Here is a 23699-nt window from a genome sequence, read left to right as displayed (position 1 = left end):
TATCTGTTTATAATATTGATGATTTTCCCTGGTGCTGCATTCAGTTACTTAGTGGGGTAAGGCCAGGCGTGGTCCATACCTGTTGAGGACAAAATCCCGGTGATCGCCAGATACGCCAGTATCAGGACAAACAGCACAATGGCTGCAATTTCAATGGATTTAAGCAGATGATGTTTCGCCATAAATAACCCTCCTTCAGTTGTGTGTAATCCGACATCACCTCTTAAACTATAATGTTACCGGTAAAGTGCAAGCCAAAAAAACATCATGAAACATAAAGCAGTGCTTATTAATGTTTTAACCCTGGCGGTAACTGCGTAACCCGTGGCATTTAACACTTCAGTCACAAAAAAGCCCGCTCGGGGCGGGCTTCAGCATCAGGTAAGGTGCGTCTGATCAGGCAGAGTGACCGGTGAAGTCGATCACCATCCTGCCGCGAATTTTGCCGTGAATCATCTCATCGAAGATGTCGTTCACCTCGCCAATCTTTCTTTTGGTGACTTTAGGCACCACTTTTCCTTCCGCCGCAAACTGGAAAGCTTCCGCCAGATCGTTGCGGGTGCCGACCAGTGATCCCACCACCTGAATGCCATCGAGTACCAGACGCGGGATATTCAGGCTCATCGCTTCCGGCGGAAGTCCGACTGCCACCACCCGTCCCCCGGCTCTGACCGCATCTACCGCCGAGTTAAAGGCCGCTTTGGCCACGGCGGTCACGACGGCCGCGTGCGCCCCGCCGGTTTTTTCCTGAATAAAGCGCGCCGCGTCTTCACTGGCGGAGTTCACCACCAGGTCGGCACCCATCTCTTTCGCCAGCGCCAGCTGGCCGTCGCTCACATCAATGGCGATCACTTTGGCGTTAAAAACATTTTTGGCATACTGCAGAGCGAGATTACCTAACCCGCCGAGACCATAAATCGCCAGCCACTGGCCCGGTTTGACCTCAGAGACCTTCACCGCTTTATAGGTGGTGACGCCGGCGCAGGTCACGCTGCTGGCGGCAAAAGGGTCCAGCCCCTCGGGAACCTTGACCGAGTAATCTGCAACCACGATACACTCTTCAGCCATACCACCATCGGCGGTATAACCCGCATTAACTACCTCCCGGCAGAGCGTTTCATTACCGGAGTTACAGTATTCACAGTGACCGCAGCCCTTGAAGAACCAGGCCACGCTGGCGCGTTCGCCCGGCTTGAGAGAGGTCACATCCGGCGCAACCTCCTCAACAATCCCGATACCTTCGTGACCCAGCGTGACACCGGTTTTATCGCCGAAGTCCCCGTTCTTCACATGCAAATCGGTATGGCATACACCACAGCATTCCATCCTGAGCCGAGCTTCGCCGGTTTTGAGAGGACGCAGTGTCTTCTCAACAACTTCAACCTGGTGTTCACTATTTGCTATTGCCGCTTTCATAAACGTTCCTCCATTTGATTGAACGTTCAGAATAAGCCAAACGGCCGTGATAACAAGCTGACCGTTGAGCTTTGGGTGCGAGCCAGTGAGGTTGTGTTGCATTCTGTGAAGGCGGTGCCACATGCGTGGCGCTTATGCATGCCAGCGATGGATGCCGCTGTCAGAGGACGGTGCCGGCGGCGGGCCCATATGCTGAGAGGGGTTCCGGACAGGCGGGGGGCCCATATGCCGGGATGCCGCAGGCGCAGGCGGCGGCCCCATGTGCTGCGACGCATCTGGCATAGCCGGTCGGCCATGATGATGCCATTCAGAAGCGTGACCATAATGATGACGACCACCTTCCGCCATCACACAGCCGGACATAGCTGAACTTGCCAGCGCTAAAATCAGACAGGGTATAACTTTTTTCAAAAACATAACGCATCCTGGTTGAATATCACCGCCTCAGGGTAAGTCTGCTTTTTTATACGCGGGATAAACGCCTTTACGCGTTTGCGGAGGCTCGCAGAGTACATTGACTATGGTCAACGTGAAGCGATTACGGATGAGATTTTGCGGTGCTTCTGACCCTGCTACGTTACGACAATGTGTCCTCTCCGGGTGGTTCCCGGGCTAAGAATCAGGGCGGATTACACGCAGGACGTTATCACTATCCGCGACTGTATCGGATATAGAGATAAGAAATGGTGACAACCCATGCAACACTGAGCAGCGTTGCATGCTGCGGCACAAAGCTAATGAAGAGATAGATGCCCGCCACAATAACGGCAATAGCAATCCAATCTGAAAAAGAGTGAAGCAGCCACAATAATGCACGTTTCATGGGTGTCTCTGATTGCGCTGCATAACGTTCCTTTGATAATGACAGAGCCTTTTTTGTCCTGTCGCTTCATTTAACGCCCTGCCCTGCACTGGAAATCTCTTACCCTGGGGGAAGGCCTGTCTGAAAGGCATCTGAGAGCGTTGCTCAAAGAGAAATGGAACTGAAAAGCCCGCGCGCGGCGGGCCAGAGGCAACGAATCAGTTATCTTCCTGAAGAAGCTGTGCGGGTGAGGTCACCCCGGCCAGTTCATTGAGTGCCTCATGATTGATTTCTTCATCTGCGCCATCAACCGCGCGGGAGATAATCAGTAAATCCTGAAGTTCGCTTAGAAGAAGCGCCGCATCAGACTTGAGCATTTCATCTGAGTCTGCGGAGTCGATTACCGTGTTGATCGCCTTGTTCGCGCCCTCGATCATCTCCGTTACGCCGCCCTGCTTACTTACCGCGAGCACCAGCGCACTGATCAACAGAGACTGCGCCTCAACGCGCGCGGTGAGTTGTTTGGTGCTTGCATCTATTTGTGAAATCTTGGCAAGCATACTTAGCACAACATTCTTCATGGTATATCTCCCTGTTAAACCAGCATTTTATAATTCTGCGGATATGGTGAAAATATCATTATTCTGAAAAGGGGGAGTGATTAATGACCTGCGCAATAAAATCAGCAAAAAGCGGCAAATGAGCGAACGGGTCATCGTGAACCAGACAGATTAAGAATGCAGTGACTCCTGCTGGCGAGCATCCGTAGCCGAAAAAGGACGCCGGTGCTGTGCATCACGCATCAGCCCGTCGCCTGCAGTATTCAGTGTGATAGTTCTCTCGCATGAGAGGAAACAGAGGTAATGAATAACCAGCCTAATTCTGCCATTCAATCATTTCATGAAATACCAAGGTTTGTCAGGCGAGGATATGAGGTGGCAAATGGAAATATTTCGCGTAAAGACCTTTTGATAATAAAATTTCTTATTGAACAGCGTCTTAATATGCAGGGGCAGGAATAAGCGATGAGAATAAGACGACAGGCCAGGTCCGGGATATTTGCGCACCCATAAAAAGTTCATCATGAATCATACAAAAAATGACAGAATGCTGCTTGCGATACATAGGTTTTTTCAGTTATTTAACAATGCATTGAATAACAAAAGCACCCCTTTTCATGGTTGCGATACTTACCAGTGCACCCGTGTAAGATGAAACGCTTGCAAGATATTTCATTTGAGATTCGGGAAATTCTTCGTTACTACTAAATTGTCGGCCGGTAAGGCTCGTACAGTGCAATAACTTTAACTGTGACTTTTTCCTGCTCGACAATTCTTCAAGCCAGCCCCCATCTTTTATCTCTCACTCTTAAAGCCGGGCGTTCAAAACACCACCGCCCGGTCAGAGAATTTTGTGATATAAGCCGGTGAAAGCATTTCCTGCTTCATCGTCCAGGTATTCTGAATTCCCTGCCCTCCAAACCACAGCTTACCTTTCCCGCTCAGGTTTATACCATCCATTAAACGCATCAGCGCCTCGCTGTTGGCCTGTGGTTTGTTTTCATCAAAAACAGGTTCAGTTGTGATACACCCTGGCTGTAGAAATCACCCAGCATCACGCCTGCCTTCATGTAGCGGTGTCCATTGACCCAGATACGATCAAGCGCCTCAATGGCTACCCGAACAATATCGTGCGTGTCATTAGTTGGCGTAAGTACCTTGCCGGTGGACTGGTTGCCGTAAAACACCTCACCCACCGTGTACGGGCTGCTCCTGACGAATACTGCTATCTGACTGCAATACTGACGCTCTCCGCGTAATTTACCTGCGGCTCGCGCTGCAAAAGTGCACACAGCTTCGCGCATGTCGTCGTACTGCGTAATTGTGGAACCAAATGAACAGGAGCAGACGATGTGCTGTTTTGTGGGCGCGAACTCTTCCAGCTGCAGGCATGGCTCACCGCGTAACTCTCTCACGGTTCTTTCCAGCACGACATTAAAGTGTTTGCGTATGGTGTAGGTGCTTTGCTCTGACAGATCTTTGGCGGTAAGGATCCCCATCGCATTCAACTACTTACTTATGCGACGTCCGTAACCCCCAGACATCCTCAACCGGCACCAGCGCCATAAACTTGCACTGACGTTCAACATTCGACAGGTCAACGACTCCGCCTGTCTGCTTCCATTTTTTTGCACCATGCTTAGCCAGTTGGCGAGTGTCTTGGTCTGGGCTATCCCAACGCCAACGGTCAGATGCGTATTACGTTTAACCGTTTCCCGCACCTCCCTGCCGAAGTTTTCAAGAACCATGCAATTGCGAACACCGCTCAGGTCCAGAAAGGCCTCATCAATCGAATAGACTTCCACGCTCGGCGCCATCTGCTCCAGCGTCGTCATTACCCTGTTACTATATCGGCATAAAGCGCATAGTTAGTGCTGAAAACCTGCACCCTGTGCCTGCGAAACTCATTTTTCAGCTTGAAGTACGGCGCCCCCATAGGGATCCCAAGCGTTTTAGCCTCTGCTGAACGGGCGATGACGCATCCATCATTGTTGCTCAGTACGACGACCGGCTTTCCCCGCAAATCGGGCCTGAATACTGTTTCGCATCTTGCATAGAAAGAATTTACATCGACCAGGGCAAACATCACAAAATACCATTCGGGTTGAACACCTGAAACAGGCGCTCTTCACCGTTACTGGTCGAGATGTCGCGGAATGCTGTGGTGTGCATATCGATCCACTTGTTCGCCGCCTTTAGCGTGCAATGCCAGTTCATGCGGTCAAGCTCTCTGATGAAGTCCAGTGTGCTGATGGTGTAGCGACCGGCAGCATCGCGCTTTATAGCCTGCCGGAAAGCAATCATGATTTCGTAGTCACGCGGCATGACAAATCCTCCTCTAGTAAGTACTGTATGGATAAACAGAAATATCGATCGATGGGTTTGATCAAGGTGGAACGCGGGGCAAAATTGTAAAGCTGCGACTGGTGCTGAATTTATGATCTATAGCATTATTAATATGTGATACTGATTAAGTGGAAGGCGTGCGGGATGTGTGCAGGGATTGGCGGGAAAAGGAATTTAGGTAGCAAGATGACTATAACTCAGGCTATTACATAACGATGATGTGGGATATCATGGCCTTTAAGTCAAATATAAACTCAAACTTGGGATGTCAGATAAAGTGGAAATATTCAATGCTTGCAAATAAAAAAAAGAACATGGATATTCAGGCATTGAGAGGGATTGCCATTTTAATGGTCATATATGCCCATATTAAAGGCAGATTTCCAATGCCGTCATTTTATGAGGAATCGTTCAAGTATATCACCGTATGGTCAGGGGTTGATATATTTCTTGCTATATCTGGTTTTTTGATGTGCGTGACTTTAAACAGAGACATTTCAAAAAATGGTAATGCTCTAAGTACGTATTTTAATTTTTGGATTAGGCGTATATGCAGATTGATGCCAGCTTTAATTTTTTGGGTGCTGATTTATATCCTTGTAACATCTTATGCTAATGAGAGGTGGTATCCGAACCCCGAAAACCTAACACCTTTAATAAAATCTACATTATTAGGATATGCAAACATATACTGGTCTCATGGTGTAGTAAACAGAATTTCGCTTGGACCGCAGGATATGTCCGACATGTTCGCTGTTACTTGGTCCTTGTCCCTTGAATGGCAACTTTATCTTATCATTTCCCTATCAATTTTCATTCTCAGTAAAAATAAATCACAAATTGCTTTTGTTTTCATATTTCTGGCATCATTATTAATGCCAACCAACGAAAGGCAAAACACTGAGTATATTTGGTGGTTTAGGCCTGGAGCATTTATGTTGGGGGCTATCGCTTACTATCATCTAGATAAGATAAAAATAGTTGACAACTTAAGATTGCCATGCATAACTACAAGCTGGCTAATTATTCTATTTACTCCTTATCTGTTTGAAGATCACTATGTGATACCTGTGATTAGTGTACTTTCAGCATTAATACTTGTATCTGCGATAGGAAACCCCATCTTAAGCAACGGGGTTATAGGTAGGTTGCTAGTATGGATTGGAGAGAGATCCTATTCAGTATATCTGTGTCATTACGCAATTATACATCTAATCTCAAAATTTGTATTTATTAATACATCAGTTGAATTCTATAACTCAACATCAGGAACAATAATCATGCTAAGCTTGTTCATTGTGTTAACATCCATAGCATCAGATATCTCTTACCGAATTTTCGAGCAAAAACCAATCAAAATCGGCAAGATTTTAATGCTCAGAAGGAGCAAGACGAATTAGATAGGTACATCTATACGTGATATAAGTAACCTTAGGCCTTATACTTCTTCTTATAGTGATGGCAGTAGCAAGGGTGACGACATGCTTCAAAGAATGAAGGATCTTGAGGTCAAAATTGCCACTCCTGATACGGACGTAGTCATTATTAAAGATAACTCGGCGTCAAAAGAAGATGTACTGCCAGTTAAAACTGAACAGCATAAAGACCTTTACACGCAAACTTGAAAAATCATTGTTTCATTAGTCATAGCAGTTCTAATTAATGTACTGTCAATGCATTACATCAAATAGTTTTATCTGGCCCTATTATCGCGCTAAAATGTTTACAACATCATGCGCAATAGTCCGCCACTTAGCGGCTTATTACGCTCCCCCTTGTGAACAAAAAAACTCGCACAGTCATTCAAGCGAGAACTACTAAACCTAAGGCCTTGGGAGCCGATTCCTCTTGAGGGTCTTCACCGGATCGCCGCTAAATGTAGTCGGGACGAAATCCCAGAGATACACTTCAGGTTATGGTACTTTCAGGTAGAGGGAGAAATGACACCCGATTGTGATGGCGACACTCAGGACTACATCCGGAAAGCCAGCCATGAACTCCCTCAAATACTCAGATTGATATTTAATAGCTAAGAGCCCGTCACCGAGCGGGCTTTTTTTGCCTGAATATCTCAGCACCCCCCTTTACCTCACCCACCCCGCAGCCTGCTGAGAGAAACGCGGCTGAGTCATTGCTCGGTCGCCGGGCTTTTTTACACCCGAATTTCGTCGGGATTATTACTGATATCAGGTCTTATGACTTTCTATAGCACACTCTAAACAGTAGAATGCTTTCAGGTTTTTTTGCGAGGCTTGATATGAATAACCGTTCAGGTAGGAATGAAGATATAGAAGCACTGAGGGCAATCGGGATAGTTTTTGTTCTGATTGCTCATACTTATAAAATATTCCCCTGGTTCAAGTTTGACACGGGCGGATTAAGCAATATCTACGTTTATTTCGGTTGGTGGACAGGCGTAGATCTGTTTTTTTGCGTATCAGGTTTTATTATTTCAAAGAGCCTATTGCAACAAACGCCTAAAGATACAAGCACCACTGAATTTATTAGATTTTCCGCTCCATTTTGGCTAAAGAGAATTTATCGACTATGGCCTGCCTCTTGGTTTTGGCTCACTTTCACTGTACTGGCTTCTCAATTATTGAATCATAGTGGAGTGTTTGGCAAACCAATCAATGCCATAATGTATCAGGTATACGCCATGCTAAACATGGCAAACATTTATGGTTTTGAGTGCACAAAGACAACAAGTTGCGGTGTTAACCAGGTCTACTGGAGTCTGTCCCTGGAAGAGCAATTTTACTGGATACTTCCATTTATCCTTTTCTTTATAAGAGGACGGAAATTGGCGATTCTATTAACAGCTGTGGCCTTGATACAAATTCCATTGGATCGCGGTGGTCAATTCATCGGCTTCATCAGGACTGACGCGCTTGCGATCGGAGTGCTTATAGGAATGGCATGCAATCAAAGTTGGTACGCCAAACTCAACCCAATAGCTTTGGCTAAAACGCCTTATTCGTGGATGACCACAATGATTTTGATAGGGCTACTTGGGCTTGTCGGAACATGGAAGATAGTGGTGGTTCCTTTCAATACCGGTGTTGTTGCCATCATATCCGGTATCCTCGTATGGATTGCAAGTTATGGCAATGGATACATCATTCCTGGAATTAGGACGCTGACCAATTATCTCGGTTCAAGATCCTATTCATTATACCTTGCACACATTCCAGCTTACTACATATCTTATGAGTTAATGTATCGCGTAAACGAGCATTATAATAACGCCGTATATGGTAATTATTTACCATATTGGATTTTGGCTATTGCGCTAGCTTTCATTTTTGCTGAGTTTACTCATAACGTCATTGAAACACCTTTAAGAGATAAGGGTAAGAGATATAGCATCGAGCTTGAGAAAAATATTTAACTATAGTGAGTGGGTTTCATTATTTTTGAAACCCCACATACCTTTAATTTCTGATGCGGAATTATCTACTTCAACCACTTCTAATTCTGTAATATCAACCATCACTTTCCCTACGAAGATATCATCAACCCCATTCTAAGAATAGTATTTACTACCTTAACACCTTCAATTTCCCCCCAAGCTTTCATAACCATTAAGCATATTTCCATAAGATAACGATGCCATTTTAACCTGCTGCGCCATTATATTGCCTTAAATTGCTGGCATATGAGTTGGCTCTACCGCCTGATTTCATTCCATTCAATTAAATGGCCATGCCAATAACAGCCCCCTGATCAGAGATGTTTTCAATATCCCCTCCAGATGCAGTTGGTATCCCTGTGGAGTTCTGGATAATATGCGGCGCAGATGTCCCGGATCCTCCACCAAACCCACCACCTCAAGTTATAATTGACCCGAACGTAGTGGAATTTGCATTACCTCCAGGGCCATTTACGCCACCTGCATCATGACCACCAATTGTCACTGCATAAGATGCAGCCAAACTTGTGATGTAAGATTTTGCATACGTACCACCTGAGCCAATTGCAAAAGTCGAGGCAGATGTAGCGCCGCCACCATCAACTCCTCCTCCAGCACCCTGAACTTTAACAATAATGCCTTTGGCGCCAGCGCTTAGGGTACATGTTCCAGAGGAAGTAATAGTGATGACGTTGATAAGGCGACCAGGAAATTTCCTGAATGGCACTATCCTGAATAATATTAGTGCCATCAACAATGACGTGGGCAGTCAAGAATGTTTCAATCGCTACACCTGTTACAGATGGCGTTTTCACGGTTACAGAAATGCGCCAGTGCAGTTGTTAACTACGGTCCACTTCTTTCTTCAGCAGAAACTATAATATTGACATTAATTTTGGCAGCAAGGTACCCGCTTAAGTAATGCGTTACTTTGATATCTAAAGAATGGGCAGGGTAATGCTTGAACCAGATAGCCCTATAATAGCCGTAGTTCCATAATTGTCTGACGGAAGCCAACCGGTATATGATGCCCGGCCTGCTGTTATGCCAATCTGGGAATCGTTTGGGATATTCTGTTTGGAGCCTGCGTCCGCAAATGGAACAGGCAGTAATTTAGGCTGCGAGCTGGTCTGAATTTTGTATTTCTGAGGCGGGGAAGAAGGTGCCGCTTTCGAATGGCTGTATTTCAGCCTCGGCAAATCCAAAGATTTTTAAATTACCCCTCGCGATTCAGGAGGGGCTGAGGGCAACCCATCAGACAGCCTGATTTACTCATCAGTCCGCCGCGGAGGCAGAAAGCCTGGGGCGGTTTTACCAGATGCGCTCACAGGTGCATTTGCAGAGGCGCGTGAAATGAGCGGAATTAAATTTGGCCCTAACCCGCCAACGTTTCATGAGATAAGAAGCCTTGCCAGCAGACTATATGAGGTGGAGAATGGAGAGGATTTTGCGCAACGACTACTCGGTCATAAAAGCCTTTCTATGACTAAAAAGTATCTCGATTCACGCGGTCAGGAATATGTGATGGTTTAAATTGGATATGGTGATTTCGGGAAATTTCGTTACCACCAACAAAAATGCCATACAAATCAAAACGCTAAAAAAAGACCGAATACGATTCCTATATTCGGTCCAGGGAAATGGCTCTCAAGGAGCCGTGCGCTAAAAGTTGGCATTTATGAAGGCGATAACGCCTTGCAACTTAAGATTAGAACAGCGCGGAGGAATTGCCAGCTGAGGCACGGCACAGGGCCATAAACAGGATCAGTTTGTGATCGCAACGGCAAAAAACAGTCGGGCGCAGCGTGATGCTGCACCCGGCAGGCTTACTTACCGCACAGCGCCTGAGTGCGCTCAACAATCGGCTGCAGGCTCATCATCTGGCCCGGATGCGCTTTATCCTCACTCTGGATCACGCTGATCGGCTGCGCTTTCACCTGATTACTCTTAAACAGCGCATCTGCTTTGTCGTTCAGCGGGTATTGCATCAGCGTGCTCGGGTTGATGGCAAACATGGCACCGTCTTTCTCGCAGGTCAGCATCACCTCTTCACGATTAAACGGCCACTTATCTTTACCGATCTCAAAGCGGCTGACGGTAATGATTTGTGCCGCCAGCGCCTGGCCGCATACAGATAATAACAGGATTGCGGGGACCACTTTCTTCAGCAACATAACTGCCCTTTTCTCTCTTAAATCACATTCAGGCTGGCGACAGCGTGGCAAACACGCTGACCAGCCCAACCACGCCACACGCCAGCAGCAGTTCGAGCTGTGTCATGCGGATAAATTTTTGCTGGGTGCCGCTACCCGCGACGCGGAAACGCGGCACCAGCCAGTAGCGGTTAATCAGCGCCACTCCCACCATCAGGGTCACCAGCAGCACTTTCCCCAGCAACAACAGACTATAGCGGGATTCATGCCATGTCAGCGGCCAGCCCAGGATCATCAGGCTATTCACCCCGCCGGTCAGCAGCGTTAACGCGACCGCCAGATGACCGTAGCGCGAAAAGCGCATCATGGTACGGATCGCATCGGTGCGGCGATCGATCCGGCGCGCTTCACGCATCAGCAGCAGAAGCGGAACAAGTCCCCCCACCCAGAACGCTGCCGCAATCAGGTGCAGCGCATGGTTGATCTGATGCAGCAGGCCAGGCCAGCCTTCCCGCATCGCGGCATGCCCCGTCAGGGCCATACAGGCCAGTTGCAGCACGCCTGCCAGCAGTAAGGCCTGCTGGCGCAATTGCGCGGTCAGTAACAACGCCGACACGGCGAGCACGCTGAACACGATTTCCCACTGCCACACCGCACCGAAATGGGTGCCCAGCACCGCCAGCCAGATGTCAGGCTGAAGCAGATTGGCGCTGTCGCCACTCATCAGCACATTCTGGCAGGCCAGCATCGCCAGCGCGCTGAGCAGGGCCAGCCACGCACTTCCGTTTAGCAGCGGATTAAGTCGCCGCGCCAGTTGTAGTCGATAACGTTCTGGTGCCAGCAGTGCGCTGTAGCAGGCACTGGCGGTCAGCAGCATCACGGCAGCAAAATGGAGCGCGCGCAGCGCTGGCCAGAGGGTCGTCACAACGCTTACTGCACGCTGAAGCGGTAGCTTCCTGCGGTTTTGTGTCCATCCACCGACAGGACATGCCAGTTAACCTGATAGCGCCCCGCTTTCAGTGGCTGAGGCAGGCTGACAATCAGCCGATCTTTGTGGCCGGACGCTACGCGCGCCTTCTCCGTCGCAACAGGCTTCTGATGATCGTCAAGCAGCGTAACGCCGCTGAACGCGGGTTCAATCTCTTCAGTGAAAGTCAGCGTCAGCGCATCGGTAGCGGTTGTTACTTCTGCTTTGGCCGCCGGCGTGGAGGCGCGGAGATGCGCATGCGCAGCTGCCAGCGAGCTGAATGCCATCGCACCGGCAGCCACCAGCGTAATAACCATGCGGGAAATGTGTTTTTTCTGCATCAGATCATCCTTTTAGCCGCCGCCAGGGCGATAAACGAGGCAAAAGGATACGCTGCTGCATTTGCACTGTCGAGGCCAGCAATGCGATCCTTAATCCTTGATTCAGACCGGCGAAAACATTACTTTTGCCCCCTGTCATCAGGAGAATATTATGAGCCATAACCTTGCCCTGCTGTCCCAGGACGAGAAAGATAAGTTAAATGTCGATTTAGCGGCTGCGGGCGTGGCGTTTAAAGAGCGCTATAACATGCCGGTCGTTGCCGAGATGGTAGTGCAGGAGCAGCCCGAAGCGCTGCGTGACTGGTTTCGTCAGCGTCTGATGCATTACCGCCAGGCGTCACTCAGCCTGTCACGCCTCCCTTACGAACCGAAGATGAAGCAATGATGTTTCGCGTCATAGATACCGAAACCTGCGGCCTGCAGGGTGGCGTGGTGGAAGTGGCCTCCGTCGATGTGGTTGATGGTCAGATTGTGAATCCGATGAGCGATCTCATCCTGCCTGACCGCCCCATCAGCCGTCAGGCGATGGCCGTGCACCGCATCACCGAAGCGATGGTGGCCGGAAAACCGACCATCGAAGAGGCGATCCCGCGCTACTACGGCAGTGCCTTCTATGTGGCACATAACGCCAGCTTTGACCGCCGGATGCTACCGGAGATGTTTGGCGAGTGGATCTGCACCATGCAGCTGGCGCGTCAGCTCTGGCCGGGCATCAAATATGGCAACCAGGCCCTGCGTCATTCCCTGAAGCTGGATGTTACTCCTCCAGCCGATCTGCATGCGCATCGCGCGCTCTATGACTGCTATGTGACGGCGGCCCTGCTGATCCGCATTATGGAGACTTCGGGCTGGAACGCCTCCGAGATGATTGTGCGCTCACAACCGGCGGCCCAGCGCGACGACATTCTGCCATTCGGCAAATACCGTGGTCAGGCGATTGCGGTGGTGGCGCGCAAGGATCCGGGCTATCTGAAGTGGATGCTGGACAACGTCAGCGATCTGCGCCCGCCACTGCGGCAGGCGCTGCGTAAATACCTGACTGAGCCTCAATAATCCTCTGCCGGGGGCAGGGTGCCCTGCGCCAGCCCCAGCAGGAAGGCATACTCCATCGCGATCCCTTCATAGGCTTTAAAGCGCCCCGACTTGCCACCGTGTCCGGCATCCATATCGGTGCAGAGCAGCAGCAGATTATTATCGGTTTTCATCGACCTCAGTTTCGCTACCCATTTGGCCGGTTCCCAGTACTGAACCTGCGAATCGTGCAGGCCGGTGGTGACCAGCAGATGCGGATAGGCTTTTGCCTCAATGTTGTCATAGGGGCTGTACTGGCGGATGTAGTGGTAGTACTCCGGATCGCCGGGATTGCCCCACTCATCATATTCACCGGTCGTCAGCGGGATCGACTCATCGAGCATGGTGGTGAGCACGTCCACAAAAGGAACCTGCGCTACAACGCCATGGAAGCGCTGCGGTGCCATGTTGATCACCCCGCCCATCAGTAAGCCGCCTGCGCTGCCGCCCATGGCGTAGAGACGTTCCGGATTCCCTATCCCGCGCGCCACCAGCGCATTGGTCACGTCGATGAAATCCGTGAAGCTGTTCATTTTGTTCAGCAGGCGACCGCCGTCATACCACTGCTGCCCCAGCTCCCCGCCGCCGCGCACCTGAATCAGGGCAAACACAAAGCCGCGATCCAGCAGGCTCAGACGGCTGACGCTGAAATCGGCATCCATGCTGCTGCCATAGGCGCCGTAGCCATAGACCAGCATAGGATTCTGGCCGGGCTGATAGTGTCTGCGATGATAGACCAGCGACACCGGCACTTCGGTACCATCGCTGACTTTTATCCAGTGGTGCTCGCTTTTGTAATCATCGGCGTTGAACCCTTTCACCGCGCTCTGCTTCAGGATGCGGCGCTCGCCCGTGTCCATATCCAGCTCAAACAGCGTGGTCGGTGTGGTCATTGAGGAGTAGCCGTAGCGCAGTTTGCTGGTGCGCGGCGTCGGATTGTAAGCCAGCCAGGTGACGTAAGTGGGATCGTCAAAGGCGATGCCACTGGTTTCGCCGCTGGCCCAGTTAATCTGGCGCAGGCTGGTCAGGCCGCGCTGGCGCTCTTCAACCACCAGCCAGTCGCGGAACAGCTGGAAATCTTCCATCACCACATTTTCACGCGCCGGGATGAGGGTCTCCCAGCGGGATTCATCCAGATAACGGCTGCGATAGAGCCCGAAGTTTTCGCCTTCCCGGTTAGACCGGATAAAGAACTGATGCTCGTAGTGATCGATGCTGTATTCATGATCGCGGCGGCGCGGCAGAAACACATGCGGCTGCGCATCGGGGAAATCAGCATCGATCAGCTGAATCTCGCTCGTGTTGGTGCTGTAGAGCGCAATCATGATGAACTGCTTTGAGGTGGTCTTGTGGACGCTCAGATGATAGGTGTCATCCTGCTCTTCATAAACCAGCTGATCATCAGACTGCGGCGATCCCAGCTCGTGTCGCCAGACCTGATAAGAGAGCAGCGTCTGCGGGTGTTTCCGCACGTAGTAGAGCGTGCGGGAGTCGTTACCCCAGGCGAAGCTGGAGGAGGCGTTGCTCAGCACTTCAGGATACCAGCTGCCGCTCTCAAGGTTGCGGAAGCGGATGCCATACTGGCGGCGCGAGAGAAAGTCCTCGGCCAGCGCCATCACGCGGTTGTCGGGGCTGATATGCAGCGCGCCCATGGTGTAAAAGTCGCTGTGTGACGCGCGCTGGTTGGCATCCAGCAGCAGGGTCCACTCCGCCGACTCCTCGCTCGCCGCAGGCTGCCGGTAATAGGCCGGATACTCATTGCCGCTCTGATAGCGACTCTGATAGCGGTAGCCGTTTTTGACATAGGGCACTGAGTGATCTTCCGGTGGCAGCCGGTCGATGATCTCTTTTAATACCCGGTCCTGCAGCGGCTGCTGCGACGACATGACTTTTTTGCCGTAATTATTTTCGGCACGCAGGTAATCAAGCACTTCACTGTTTTCGCGCTTATCGTCGCGCAGCCAGTAATAGTTGTCGACGCGCGTCTCGCCATGCAGCGTCATTTCATGAGGAATTTTTTTTGCAATGGGAGCTTTCATCCATCCGTCTCCGTGAACGTCATGATCTGTAAGCGTAACACTTAAGTGGCGGGAAGCCAGGGGGCAGCGAGGAAGCGGCGGCAGGCGGGGCCTCTTCTGAGGCCCGCCAGGAGAAGTTAACTGGCCGGAAGACGGGCTTTTTCGGCCTGGATATCCTGCTGAATGCCGTCGCGGACATCCTGAGGGATTTTCAGCGCGTCACCCAGCGCAGAGAGGTAGCTGCGTTCCATGAAATGATCGACGTCAATGGCGGCGCAGCTGAGGAAATAGAGCTCCAGCGCCTCTTCCTCGTTCTTCACGTCAGCGGCCAGCCACTGCGGATCCAGCGGGCGATTCATCGCTTTCTGGATCAGCTTTTCCGCATCCTGACCGTAGCCGGACTGATGAATATTCTGCTCAATAGCGGCACGCTCCTGATCGTCGATGTGTCCGTCGCTTTTGGCGGCAAACACCAGCGCCGTGACCAGACGCTCAGCGCGCAGATCTACCGGTGTCTGCGACACGCCGAAGTCCGGTTCATTCTGATGCGCGTCGCTGACCCGCTGTTTGTATTTGTTCCACAGTACCGCACCCGCCGCCGCCCCGCCGCCGATAATCAGCGCCTGGCCGCCATATTTCGTCAGCAGTTTGCGGGAAGACTTACTGCTGATCAGCATTGCGGCCAGCCCCCCCAGCGCGCCTGGTGCCAGCATATCGCTCAGGCCTCCGCCCGATTTACCGTCACCGCCCTTCTTCGCCAGTACCGACTGAATCTGTTGCAACCAGTTGTTCATCATCCGCTCCTGTTCACGATGTCAGCCTGCTATCCTGGCGAAAGGGTTGTCAGGAAACGTCAGAGCGGGAAAAGTAAGGCAAATGGCGGCGTTGTATGGACGAAGGGTGAGAACGCAAACGTTTTCGTTTATACTTGCGCGCGAATTTTGACTGCTTAGGTGAATGTATGACAACTCTCGGAACGGCGCTGCGTCCGGCGGCAACACGTGTGATGCTTTTGGGTTCGGGTGAACTGGGTAAAGAGGTGGCGCTGGAGTGTCAGCGTCTGGGTGTGGAAGTGATTGCGGTCGATCGCTACCCGGATGCCCCGGCCATGCACGTGGCGCATCGCAGCCATGTGATCAACATGCTGGATGGTGCGGCCCTGGCTGCGTTAATCGCGCAGGAGAAACCTGACTTTGTGGTGCCGGAAATTGAGGCTATCGCCACGGATACCCTGGTTGAGCTGGAGCAGCAGGGCCAGCGCGTGGTCCCTACAGCCCGTGCCGCACGGCTGACCATGAACCGTGAAGGGATTCGTCGCCTCGCCGCGGAAGAGTTATCCCTGCCGACCTCACGCTATCGCTTTGCCGACAGTAAAGCGCGCTTTGACGAAGCCGCTGCAGAGATTGGCTTTCCGTGCATCGTAAAACCGGTCATGAGCTCCTCCGGCAAAGGCCAGAGCTTTATTCGTGACGCCAGCCAGCTTGACAGCGCCTGGGACTATGCGCAGCAGGGTGGCCGCGCCGGAGCCGGTCGCGTCATCGTAGAGGGCGTGGTTAACTTCGATTTTGAAATCACCCTGCTCACCATCAGTGCCGTTGACGGCATCCATTTCTGTGCGCCGATTGGTCATCGTCAGGAAGATGGCGACTACCGCGAATCCTGGCAGCCGCAGCAGATGAGTGATGTGGCGCTGCAGCGGGCCCAGGAGGTTGCCGCGCAGGTGGTCAAGGCGCTGGGTGGCTATGGTCTGTTCGGCGTCGAGCTGTTTGTCTGTGGCGATGAGGTGGTGTTCAGTGAAGTGTCACCGCGTCCCCATGATACCGGCATGGTCACGCTGATTTCGCAGGATCTGTCAGAGTTTGCGCTGCACGTGCGGGCATTCCTGGGTCTGCCGGTTGGCGCAATTCGTCAGTATGGTCCGTCCGCCTCGGCCGTTATCCTGCCGCAACTGACCAGCCAGAATGTGCAGTTCGTCAACGTCGAAGCGGCGCTGGGTGCCGGTCTGCAACTGCGCCTGTTCGGTAAGCCGGAGATCAGCGGTCAGCGTCGTTTAGGCGTGGCGCTGGCGAGCGGTGAGACGACGGATGAGGCAATTTCGCGTGCCGTTGCCAGCGCAGCAGCGGTGACGGTTCAGGGGTAACAGCGTGCGGTGAGCAGACGCTCACCGCTTCAGCTTACTTCGCGCCTTCAACGGCTTCACGCGCCAGGCGGGTGATGCGATCCCAGTCGCCCGCTTCCAGTGCATCATTCGGCACCAGCCAGGAGCCGCCGATGCAGAGCACGCTTTTCAGCGCCAGATAGTCACGGTAGTTTGCCGGAGAGATCCCGCCAGTCGGGCAGAAACGGACCTGCGGGAAAGGCCCGCCAATGGCCTGCAGCGCTTTGACACCGCCATTCGCCTCGGCCGGGAAAAACTTAAATTCGCGCAGACCGTAGTCCATTCCGGTCATGAGTTCAGAGACGGTGCTGATACCCGGAATCAGGGGAACCGGCCCTTCCACCGCGGCCTTCAGCAGTGATTCCGTAATCCCCGGACTGATAACAAACTGCGCACCGGCATCGGTCACCTGCTGAAGCTGCTGCGGATTGATGACGGTTCCCGCCCCCACAATCGCCTCCGGCACCTCTTTGATCATCGCACGCAACGCCTCCATCGCGACGGGCGTGCGCAGCGTCACTTCTAGCACCTGGACACCGCCCGCCACCAGCGCTTTTGCCATCGGCACGGCATGTTCCAGCTTATTCACGACGATGACCGGCACCACAGGTCCGGTGGTCAGAATCTGTTCAGCACTCATCTTCCAGTTTTTCATCAGTTCCCCTTGATTAATAACACCGGGATAGCAGCCCGGTCACGGAGCCTCGGCTCCTGCCCTGTAATGATGACACTACCATACATGATCGGCTTCCGGAGCGTCCATTACCCTGCTCTCATTTTGAAACGGCAGTTCAGTTTTATCTGCCTCCGCCAGTCGGGTGAGGGGCAAAAAAAAAGCCCGCGTTGCGGGCTTCTTCATGACGACGGTTATTCGAACTCGTTCCAGGAACGGCCATCGCGGGTAATCATCGCGACGGAGGCCACCGGACCCCAGGTGCCAGCCTGATACGGTTTAGACGAGTCACCATCCGCAGCCCAGGCGTTGATGATGGAGTCGACATAGGTCCATGCCGCTTCAACTTCATCGCGACGCACAAACAGCGCCTGAATCCCGCGCATGCTCTCCAGCAGCAGACGCTCATAAGCATCGGCCAGGTGCGACTGGTTAAACGTCTCAGAGTAGCTCAGATCCAGCTTGGTGGTCTGCAGCTTATGCTTGTGGTCGAGACCTGGCACTTTGTTGAGGATTTCGATATCCACCCCTTCGTCCGGCTGCAGACGAATGGTCAGCTTGTTCTGCGGCAGCTCTGAGTAAGAGTCTTTAAACAGGTTCATCTCAGGGTTTTTGAAATAGACCACGACTTCAGAACATTTGGTTGGCAGACGCTTACCGGTACGCAGGTAGAACGGAACACCCGCCCAGCGCCAGTTGTCGATATCGACGCGAATCGCCACGAAAGTCTCGGTCGCGCTCGATTTGTTGGCGCCCTCTTCCTCCAGATAGCCGGGGACTTTTTTACCCTGTACAAAGCCAGAGGTGTACTGACCGCGCACGGTTTTCTCACGCACGTTGGTCTGGTCGATACGGCGCAGCGAGCGCAGCACTTTAACTTTCTCATCGCGGATGCTGTCTGCGCTGAGATCGGACGGCGGCGACATGGCGATCATGGTCAGGATCTGCAACAGATGGTTCTGGATCATGTCACGCATCTGGCCCGCTTTGTCGAAGTAACCCCAGCGGCCTTCGATACCCACCTCTTCGGCCACGGTGATCTGCACGTGGTCAATGGTGCGATTGTCCCAGTTGTTCACGAAGATGGAGTTCGCGAAGCGCAGCGCCAGCAGGTTAAGCACCGTCTCTTTGCCCAGATAATGGTCAATACGGAACACCTGGCTCTCATCGAAGTATTCGCCAACGCTGTCGTTGATCTCCTGTGAGGTTTCCAGTGAGGTGCCGAGCGGCTTCTCCATCACAACACGCGCCGGTTTGGCGTTCAGTTTCGCCGTGCCCAGTCCCTGACAGATGGCACCGAAGGTGCTCGGCGGCATGGCGAAATAGTTGATGGTGGTGCGGTTTTTCTGATCGAGCATCTTGCCCAGTTTAGGGAAGTGCGTGGTGTCGTTGACATCGAGGTTGCAGAAGTCGAGACGGTTGCTGAGTTTATCCCACAGCGCTTCGTCAACTTTCTCCTTCATGAAGGTTTCCAGCGCTTCACGTACCACTTTGGTGTATTCCGCTTTGTCCCACTCAGCACGTCCGACACCAATAATGCGGGTTTCCTCATGGATCTGACCCGCTTTCTCTAACTGGTACAGTGAAGGCAACAGTTTACGGCGTGCAAGATCGCCTTTGGCACCGAAAATCACCAGATCGCATGCCTGGGCTGTTTGTGTTACCGCCATTTTCCTCTCCTCGTTGCAGGATAGTCCGGTGGTGATGCATCCTCTGCCACCGGGTCCAGGTTATTATTTTCTTTCCGCACAATGTACTTTTTTCCCTGCGCCAGGTAAACCGACTCGCCGGGCTAACCGCATTAACTCTGTACCGGATAAGCAAAACCGGTGTGATGACGCGTGCGGATTGTCGGTTTTTTCTGTATCCGGGGGTGTCAGTGAAATTTGCCCGGGGTCAAAGTATCCCAAAAAAAATGCAAATCGGCTTGTCCGTCACTGCGCCCGCCCCCCGCTGACGCGATATAGTCTCTGTTAATCAGCTCTGACGACAGGGATTTCTGAAATTGCTAAAAATGATAATGGTCATCGGCTTATGAACATGCTGGAAAAAATTGAGGTGCAGCTCGTTTCGCTGAGTAAAGCGGAACAGAAAGTCGCCCGGCAGATTCTGGCGGCGCCGCAGGCGGCGATGCACGCCAGCATTGCCACTCTGGCACGCGAAGCCTGCGTCAGTGAGCCTACGGTAAACCGCTTCTGCCACCGTTTAGGCGCACGCGGTTTTCCCGACTTTAAACTGCAGCTGGCGCAAAGCCTGGTACAGAGCAGCAACTGGGTGAGCCGGGGTGTGGAGGAGGATGACAGCGTGGAGAACTACAGCCACAAAATCTTTGACTCCGCGCTGGCAGGTCTGCAGCGGGTTCGGGATCAGCTGGAGAGTTCGCGGCTGCAGCAGGCGGTCACTCAGCTTGCGCAGGCCGATAAAGTCGCCTTTTTCGGTCTGGGCGCCTCCGCCGTGGTGGCCCATGACGCCTTTACCAAATTCCTGCGCTTTAATATTCCTGTCATCTGGTCTGACGATATTGTGATCCAGCGCATGAGTTGCATAAATAGTCGAGCCGGTGACGTTTTTGTTCTCATTTCACATACTGGGCGCACAAAAAATATGGTAGAACTGGCTCGCCTGGCCCGTGTAAACGGTTCCACCGTTATTGCCATCACCTCTCCCGATTCACCCCTTGCCGATGAAGCCGCCATCGCTTTAGTGCTTGATGTCCCGGAAGATACTGATGTCTATTTGCCGATGGTATCGCGCCTGGCGCAGTTGACCGTGATCGATGTGTTAGCGACCGGCTTTACCCTTGAACGGGGTGCGCCGTTCCGCGAAAACCTGAAGCGCGTGAAAGAAGCGCTGAAAGCGTCGCGTTACGAAAAGCAGTCTCCAGGGAAAGAGGATGCACCGCAAAAAAATTAACATCACATTTACAATGTGAGTCGTATCACACGCTGTCGATCATATAGAATAGATAACCATGCTGTGTCCACTGATCCGGACACGCTTAAATGTTTACGGAGTCCCCGATGTCAAGACGTCTCAGAAGAACCAAAATCGTTACTACCCTCGGTCCGGCCACCGATCGCGACAATAATCTTGAAAAAATCATCGCGGCGGGCGCGAACGTTGTACGACTCAATTTCTCTCACGGCACGCCAGAAGATCACCAGCTTCGTGCGGATAAAGTGCGTGAGATTGCCGCTAAACTGGGCCGCCACGTTGCGATCCTTGGCGACCTCCAGGGGCCAAAAATTCGTGTTTCGACTTTTAAAGAAGGCAAAGTTTTCCTGAATATCGGCGACCGCTTCCTGCTGGATGCCACCCTGGGTAAAGGCGAAGGCGACAAAGAGCGGGTGGGCATCGACTATAAAGGCCTGCCGGAAGATGTGGTGCCAGGCGATATCCTGCTGCTGGATGATGGCCGCGTGCAGCTCAAAGTGCTGGAAGTTCAGGGCATGAAAGTCTTTACCGAAGTCACCGTGGGTGGCCCGCTGTCGAACAATAAAGGCATCAACAAGCTGGGCGGCGGCCTGTCGGCGGAAGCCCTGACTGAAAAAGATAAGGCGGACATTATTACCGCCGCCAGAATCAAGGTCGATTATCTGGCCGTCTCCTTCCCGCGCTGTGGCGAGGATATGAACCTGGCGCGTCGTCTGGCGCGTGAAGCGGGTTGTGATGCCCGTTTGGTCGCGAAGGTGGAGCGTGCTGAGGCGGTCGCCAGCCAGGAAGCGATGGATGACATCATTCTCGCCTCTGACGTGGTGATGGTAGCCCGTGGCGACCTGGGCGTCGAAATTGGCGACCCGGAACTGGTCGGCATTCAGAAGGCGTTGATTCGCCGCGCCCGCCAGCTTAACCGCACCATCATCACCGCGACACAGATGATGGAGTCGATGATCACCAATCCGATGCCGACCCGTGCCGAAGTTATGGACGTGGCGAACGCCGTACTGGATGGCACCGACGCCGTGATGCTCTCCGCGGAGACCGCCGCAGGCCAGTATCCGGCTGAAACCGTCTCGGCGATGGCGAAAGTCTGCCTGGGCGCGGAAAAAATCCCGAGCGTTAACGTCTCCAAACACCGTCTGGACGTGCAGTTCGATAACATCGAAGAAGCGATTGCGATGTCATCCATGTACGCCGCGAACCATCTGCAGGGCGTTACCGCGATCATCACCATGACCGAGTCGGGCCGTACGCCGCTGATGACCTCGCGCATCACCTCAGGCCTGCCGATTTTTGCCATGTCACGCCATGAGCGCACGCTGAACCTCACCGCGCTCTATCGCGGCGTCACCCCGGTCTACTTCGACAGCAACAACGACGGTGTGGCTGCGGCATACGATGCCGTCAATCTGCTGCGTGACAAAGGTTTCCTGGTATCAGGCGATCTGGTCATCGTGACGCAGGGTGATGTGATGGGTGCCACCGGCACGACCAATACCAGCCGCGTGCTGCGCGTGGATTAATTAAGCCCGGATTGACATTGTCAGTGTAGAATCAGTAACGCGACTGCCAGCCAGTCGCGTTTTCTTTTCTGACAAGGAGGCCAGATGGCCCGTTTTCACCCCATCAGCCAGCTGACCGGCCGGATTCTGCTTTTCCCTCTGGCATTAGTGCTGTTTGAGTTTGCCACCTATATTGCTCACGACATGATCCAGCCGGGCATGCTGATCGTCACCAGCGAATTTGCTGTCGGCCCGGAGTGGGTCTCCACCTCACTGACCGCCTACCTGATTGGCGGCGTGGTACTGCAATGGCTGCTTGGCCCGCTCTCCGATAAGTTTGGCCGCCGCCCGGTGATGCTTGCCGGCATCCTGTTTTTTGCCATCGCCTGTATCCTGACCAACTGGGTCAGCTCCATTGAGGAATTTGTCAGCCTGCGCTTTGTTCAGGGCATCAGCCTCTGCTTTATTGGCGCAGTGGGTTATGCCGCGATTCAGGAAGCCTTTGATGAGGCGCTGGCGGTGCGCATGATGGCGCTGATGGCCAACGTGGCGCTGCTGGCTCCCCTGGCCGGCCCGCTGGCCGGTGCTGCCTGGCTGACCGTCGGCAGCTGGCGCAGCATGTTCTGGCTGTTTGCCGCCTGCAGCCTGGTGGCGTTCGCGGTGCTGTGGCGGGTCATGCCCGAAACCGCGGGCGACCGCAGCCACTCTGTCGCCCTGCCCAGTCTGGCGCGCAACTATGGCCGGCTGATGAAGGATCGGCTGGTGATGTCCGGTTCTTTTGCCATCGGCATGGTCTTTATCCCGATCCTCACCTGGGTTGCCCTCTCGCCGGTGATCCTGATGCATGACGAAGGCCTGTCGCGGATGCAGTATGCCCTGCTGCAGCTTCCGGTCTTTATGGCGATGATCGCCGGTAACCTGACGCTGAGTAAGCTGGCGGGACGTGTGCCGATTGAGCAGCCGGTGAAGTTTGCTGCCTGGCCGATTCTGACCGGTCTGAGCCTGGCGCTGGTGGCGAGCCTGCTGAACAGCCATGGCTATCTGCTGATTACGGCCGGTCTCAGCCTCTACGCTTTTGGTGCAGGCATGGTGAACGCCGGGCTCTACCGCCTGACGCTGTACGCCAGCAATGAGGGTAAAGGCAGCGTGGCGGCGATGCTGGGGATGATCAGTATTCTGACGCTGGCAGTGGGGATTGAGCTGGCGAAGAGTAGCTACTTCAGCGGTGGCACACTCTGGTTCTGCCTGATCAACTTTATCAGCGGCGTGCTGTGGTTTGGTCTGGTGATCCTGTTTATGCGCGAGCGAAAGCGTCGCAGCAAACTGGAAGCGTTATAAAA

At 52.8% G+C, this 23699-nt stretch carries 21 protein-coding genes and 1 pseudogene; 9 read left to right on the top strand and 13 right to left on the bottom strand.

The window, feature by feature from the left end; genetic code table 11:
* Window positions 1–44 precede the first annotated feature (44 nt).
* The 6 genes and pseudogenes from OJ965_RS10495 to OJ965_RS10470 form a co-directional block, all read right to left on the bottom strand.
* Entirely contained in the window at window positions 45–182 is a 138-nt protein-coding gene (locus OJ965_RS10495) for a hypothetical protein (RefSeq protein WP_009089769.1), read from the bottom strand.
* Between the two features lie 214 nt (window positions 183–396).
* Window positions 397–1416: an alcohol dehydrogenase AdhP gene (gene adhP, locus OJ965_RS10490; protein ID WP_265139161.1), complete on the bottom strand. Its 1020-nt coding sequence runs from the start codon at window positions 1414–1416 to the stop codon at window positions 397–399.
* A gap of 649 nt (window positions 1417–2065) precedes the next feature.
* The gene (locus OJ965_RS10485; RefSeq protein WP_009089766.1) at window positions 2066–2239 is read right to left on the bottom strand and encodes a hypothetical protein; all 174 of its coding nucleotides are present in this window, start codon (window positions 2237–2239) and stop codon (window positions 2066–2068) included.
* A gap of 197 nt (window positions 2240–2436) precedes the next feature.
* Entirely contained in the window at window positions 2437–2799 is a 363-nt protein-coding gene (gene iraP, locus OJ965_RS10480) for an anti-adapter protein IraP (protein WP_033736214.1), read from the bottom strand.
* An 801-nt stretch (window positions 2800–3600) separates the two neighbouring features.
* A pseudogene (gene umuC / locus OJ965_RS10475) lies at window positions 3601–4864 on the bottom strand (translesion error-prone DNA polymerase V subunit UmuC).
* A complete protein-coding gene (locus OJ965_RS10470; RefSeq protein ID WP_265139157.1) occupies window positions 4864–5103 on the bottom strand; it encodes a DNA polymerase V in 240 nt (79 codons plus the stop codon). The pseudogene umuC and the gene OJ965_RS10470 overlap by 1 nt, the downstream one beginning before the upstream one ends.
* Before the next feature lie 311 nt (window positions 5104–5414).
* Here OJ965_RS10470 and OJ965_RS10465 point away from each other — a divergent pair, with 311 nt between their 5' ends.
* The 3 genes from OJ965_RS10465 (at window position 5415) to OJ965_RS10455 (ending at window position 10069) form a co-directional block, all read left to right on the top strand.
* Window positions 5415–6524: an acyltransferase family protein gene (locus tag OJ965_RS10465; protein WP_265139155.1), complete on the top strand. Its 1110-nt coding sequence runs from the start codon at window positions 5415–5417 to the stop codon at window positions 6522–6524.
* Window positions 6525–7381: 857 nt separating this feature from the next.
* Window positions 7382–8515 carry an acyltransferase family protein gene (locus tag OJ965_RS10460; protein ID WP_265139153.1) on the top strand — a complete coding sequence of 378 codons (1134 nt, stop codon included), beginning with the start codon at window positions 7382–7384 and terminating at the stop codon, window positions 8513–8515.
* Window positions 8516–9751: 1236 nt separating this feature from the next.
* On the top strand, window positions 9752–10069 hold the full coding sequence (locus tag OJ965_RS10455) for a tyrosine-type recombinase/integrase (RefSeq protein WP_337039010.1): 318 nt from the start codon (window positions 9752–9754) through the stop codon (window positions 10067–10069).
* 293 nt (window positions 10070–10362) lie between these two features.
* Here OJ965_RS10455 and OJ965_RS10450 read toward each other — a convergent pair whose 3' ends face one another.
* The 3 genes from OJ965_RS10450 to copC are packed head-to-tail and all read right to left on the bottom strand — an operon-like array spanning window position 10363 to window position 11997.
* Window positions 10363–10710 carry a YebY family protein gene (locus OJ965_RS10450; RefSeq protein ID WP_009089760.1) on the bottom strand — a complete coding sequence of 116 codons (348 nt, stop codon included), beginning with the start codon at window positions 10708–10710 and terminating at the stop codon, window positions 10363–10365.
* Between the two features lie 28 nt (window positions 10711–10738).
* Window positions 10739–11614, bottom strand: coding sequence for a copper homeostasis membrane protein CopD (gene copD, locus OJ965_RS10445; RefSeq protein ID WP_265139150.1), 876 nt, complete (start codon window positions 11612–11614; stop codon window positions 10739–10741).
* 5 nt (window positions 11615–11619) lie between these two features.
* The gene (copC, locus tag OJ965_RS10440; protein WP_154928255.1) at window positions 11620–11997 is read right to left on the bottom strand and encodes a copper homeostasis periplasmic binding protein CopC; all 378 of its coding nucleotides are present in this window, start codon (window positions 11995–11997) and stop codon (window positions 11620–11622) included.
* Between the two features lie 151 nt (window positions 11998–12148).
* On the opposite strand from copC, the gene OJ965_RS10435 reads away from it, so the two are divergent.
* Window positions 12149–12382 carry a DNA polymerase III subunit theta gene (locus OJ965_RS10435; RefSeq protein WP_009089756.1) on the top strand — a complete coding sequence of 78 codons (234 nt, stop codon included), beginning with the start codon at window positions 12149–12151 and terminating at the stop codon, window positions 12380–12382.
* Window positions 12379–13050, top strand: a complete 672-nt coding sequence (gene exoX / locus OJ965_RS10430; protein WP_181161900.1) for an exodeoxyribonuclease X — start codon at window positions 12379–12381, stop codon at window positions 13048–13050. Before OJ965_RS10435 ends, exoX begins: the two co-directional genes overlap by 4 nt.
* Here exoX and OJ965_RS10425 read toward each other — a convergent pair.
* The gene (locus tag OJ965_RS10425; protein WP_154928257.1) at window positions 13044–15107 is read right to left on the bottom strand and encodes a prolyl oligopeptidase family serine peptidase; all 2064 of its coding nucleotides are present in this window, start codon (window positions 15105–15107) and stop codon (window positions 13044–13046) included. The two genes, exoX and OJ965_RS10425, sit on opposite strands and share 7 nt — an antisense overlap.
* Before the next feature lie 116 nt (window positions 15108–15223).
* The gene (locus OJ965_RS10420; RefSeq protein ID WP_154928366.1) at window positions 15224–15880 is read right to left on the bottom strand and encodes a tellurite resistance TerB family protein; all 657 of its coding nucleotides are present in this window, start codon (window positions 15878–15880) and stop codon (window positions 15224–15226) included.
* 167 nt (window positions 15881–16047) lie between these two features.
* Between OJ965_RS10420 and purT the strand changes: the two genes are divergently transcribed.
* Window positions 16048–17226: a formate-dependent phosphoribosylglycinamide formyltransferase gene (purT, locus tag OJ965_RS10415; RefSeq protein WP_046101980.1), complete on the top strand. Its 1179-nt coding sequence runs from the start codon at window positions 16048–16050 to the stop codon at window positions 17224–17226.
* A 34-nt stretch (window positions 17227–17260) separates the two neighbouring features.
* On the opposite strand, the gene OJ965_RS10410 is transcribed toward purT, so the two are convergent.
* Complete coding sequence (locus OJ965_RS10410) at window positions 17261–17899, bottom strand: bifunctional 4-hydroxy-2-oxoglutarate aldolase/2-dehydro-3-deoxy-phosphogluconate aldolase (RefSeq protein WP_265139148.1); 639 nt, start codon at window positions 17897–17899, stop codon at window positions 17261–17263.
* 212 nt (window positions 17900–18111) lie between these two features.
* On the bottom strand, window positions 18112–19587 hold the full coding sequence (gene zwf, locus OJ965_RS10405; protein ID WP_009089746.1) for a glucose-6-phosphate dehydrogenase: 1476 nt from the start codon (window positions 19585–19587) through the stop codon (window positions 18112–18114).
* A gap of 364 nt (window positions 19588–19951) precedes the next feature.
* On the opposite strand from zwf, the gene OJ965_RS10400 reads away from it, so the two are divergent.
* From OJ965_RS10400 to OJ965_RS10390, 3 genes are all read left to right on the top strand, one after another.
* Window positions 19952–20830 (top strand): MurR/RpiR family transcriptional regulator, encoded by an 879-nt coding sequence (locus OJ965_RS10400; protein WP_009089743.1) that lies wholly within the window; start codon window positions 19952–19954, stop codon window positions 20828–20830.
* Window positions 20831–20937: 107 nt separating this feature from the next.
* On the top strand, window positions 20938–22380 hold the full coding sequence (gene pyk, locus OJ965_RS10395) for a pyruvate kinase (RefSeq protein ID WP_265139147.1): 1443 nt from the start codon (window positions 20938–20940) through the stop codon (window positions 22378–22380).
* Window positions 22381–22464: 84 nt separating this feature from the next.
* Window positions 22465–23697, top strand: coding sequence for an MFS transporter (locus OJ965_RS10390; protein WP_265139146.1), 1233 nt, complete (start codon window positions 22465–22467; stop codon window positions 23695–23697).
* The last annotated feature ends 2 nt before the right edge of the window (window positions 23698–23699 follow it).

This window comes from Pantoea anthophila (assembly GCF_026104315.1).
Lineage (GTDB): Bacteria > Pseudomonadota > Gammaproteobacteria > Enterobacterales > Enterobacteriaceae > Pantoea > Pantoea anthophila.
This window is presented reverse-complemented; position numbering and strand designations above follow the sequence as displayed.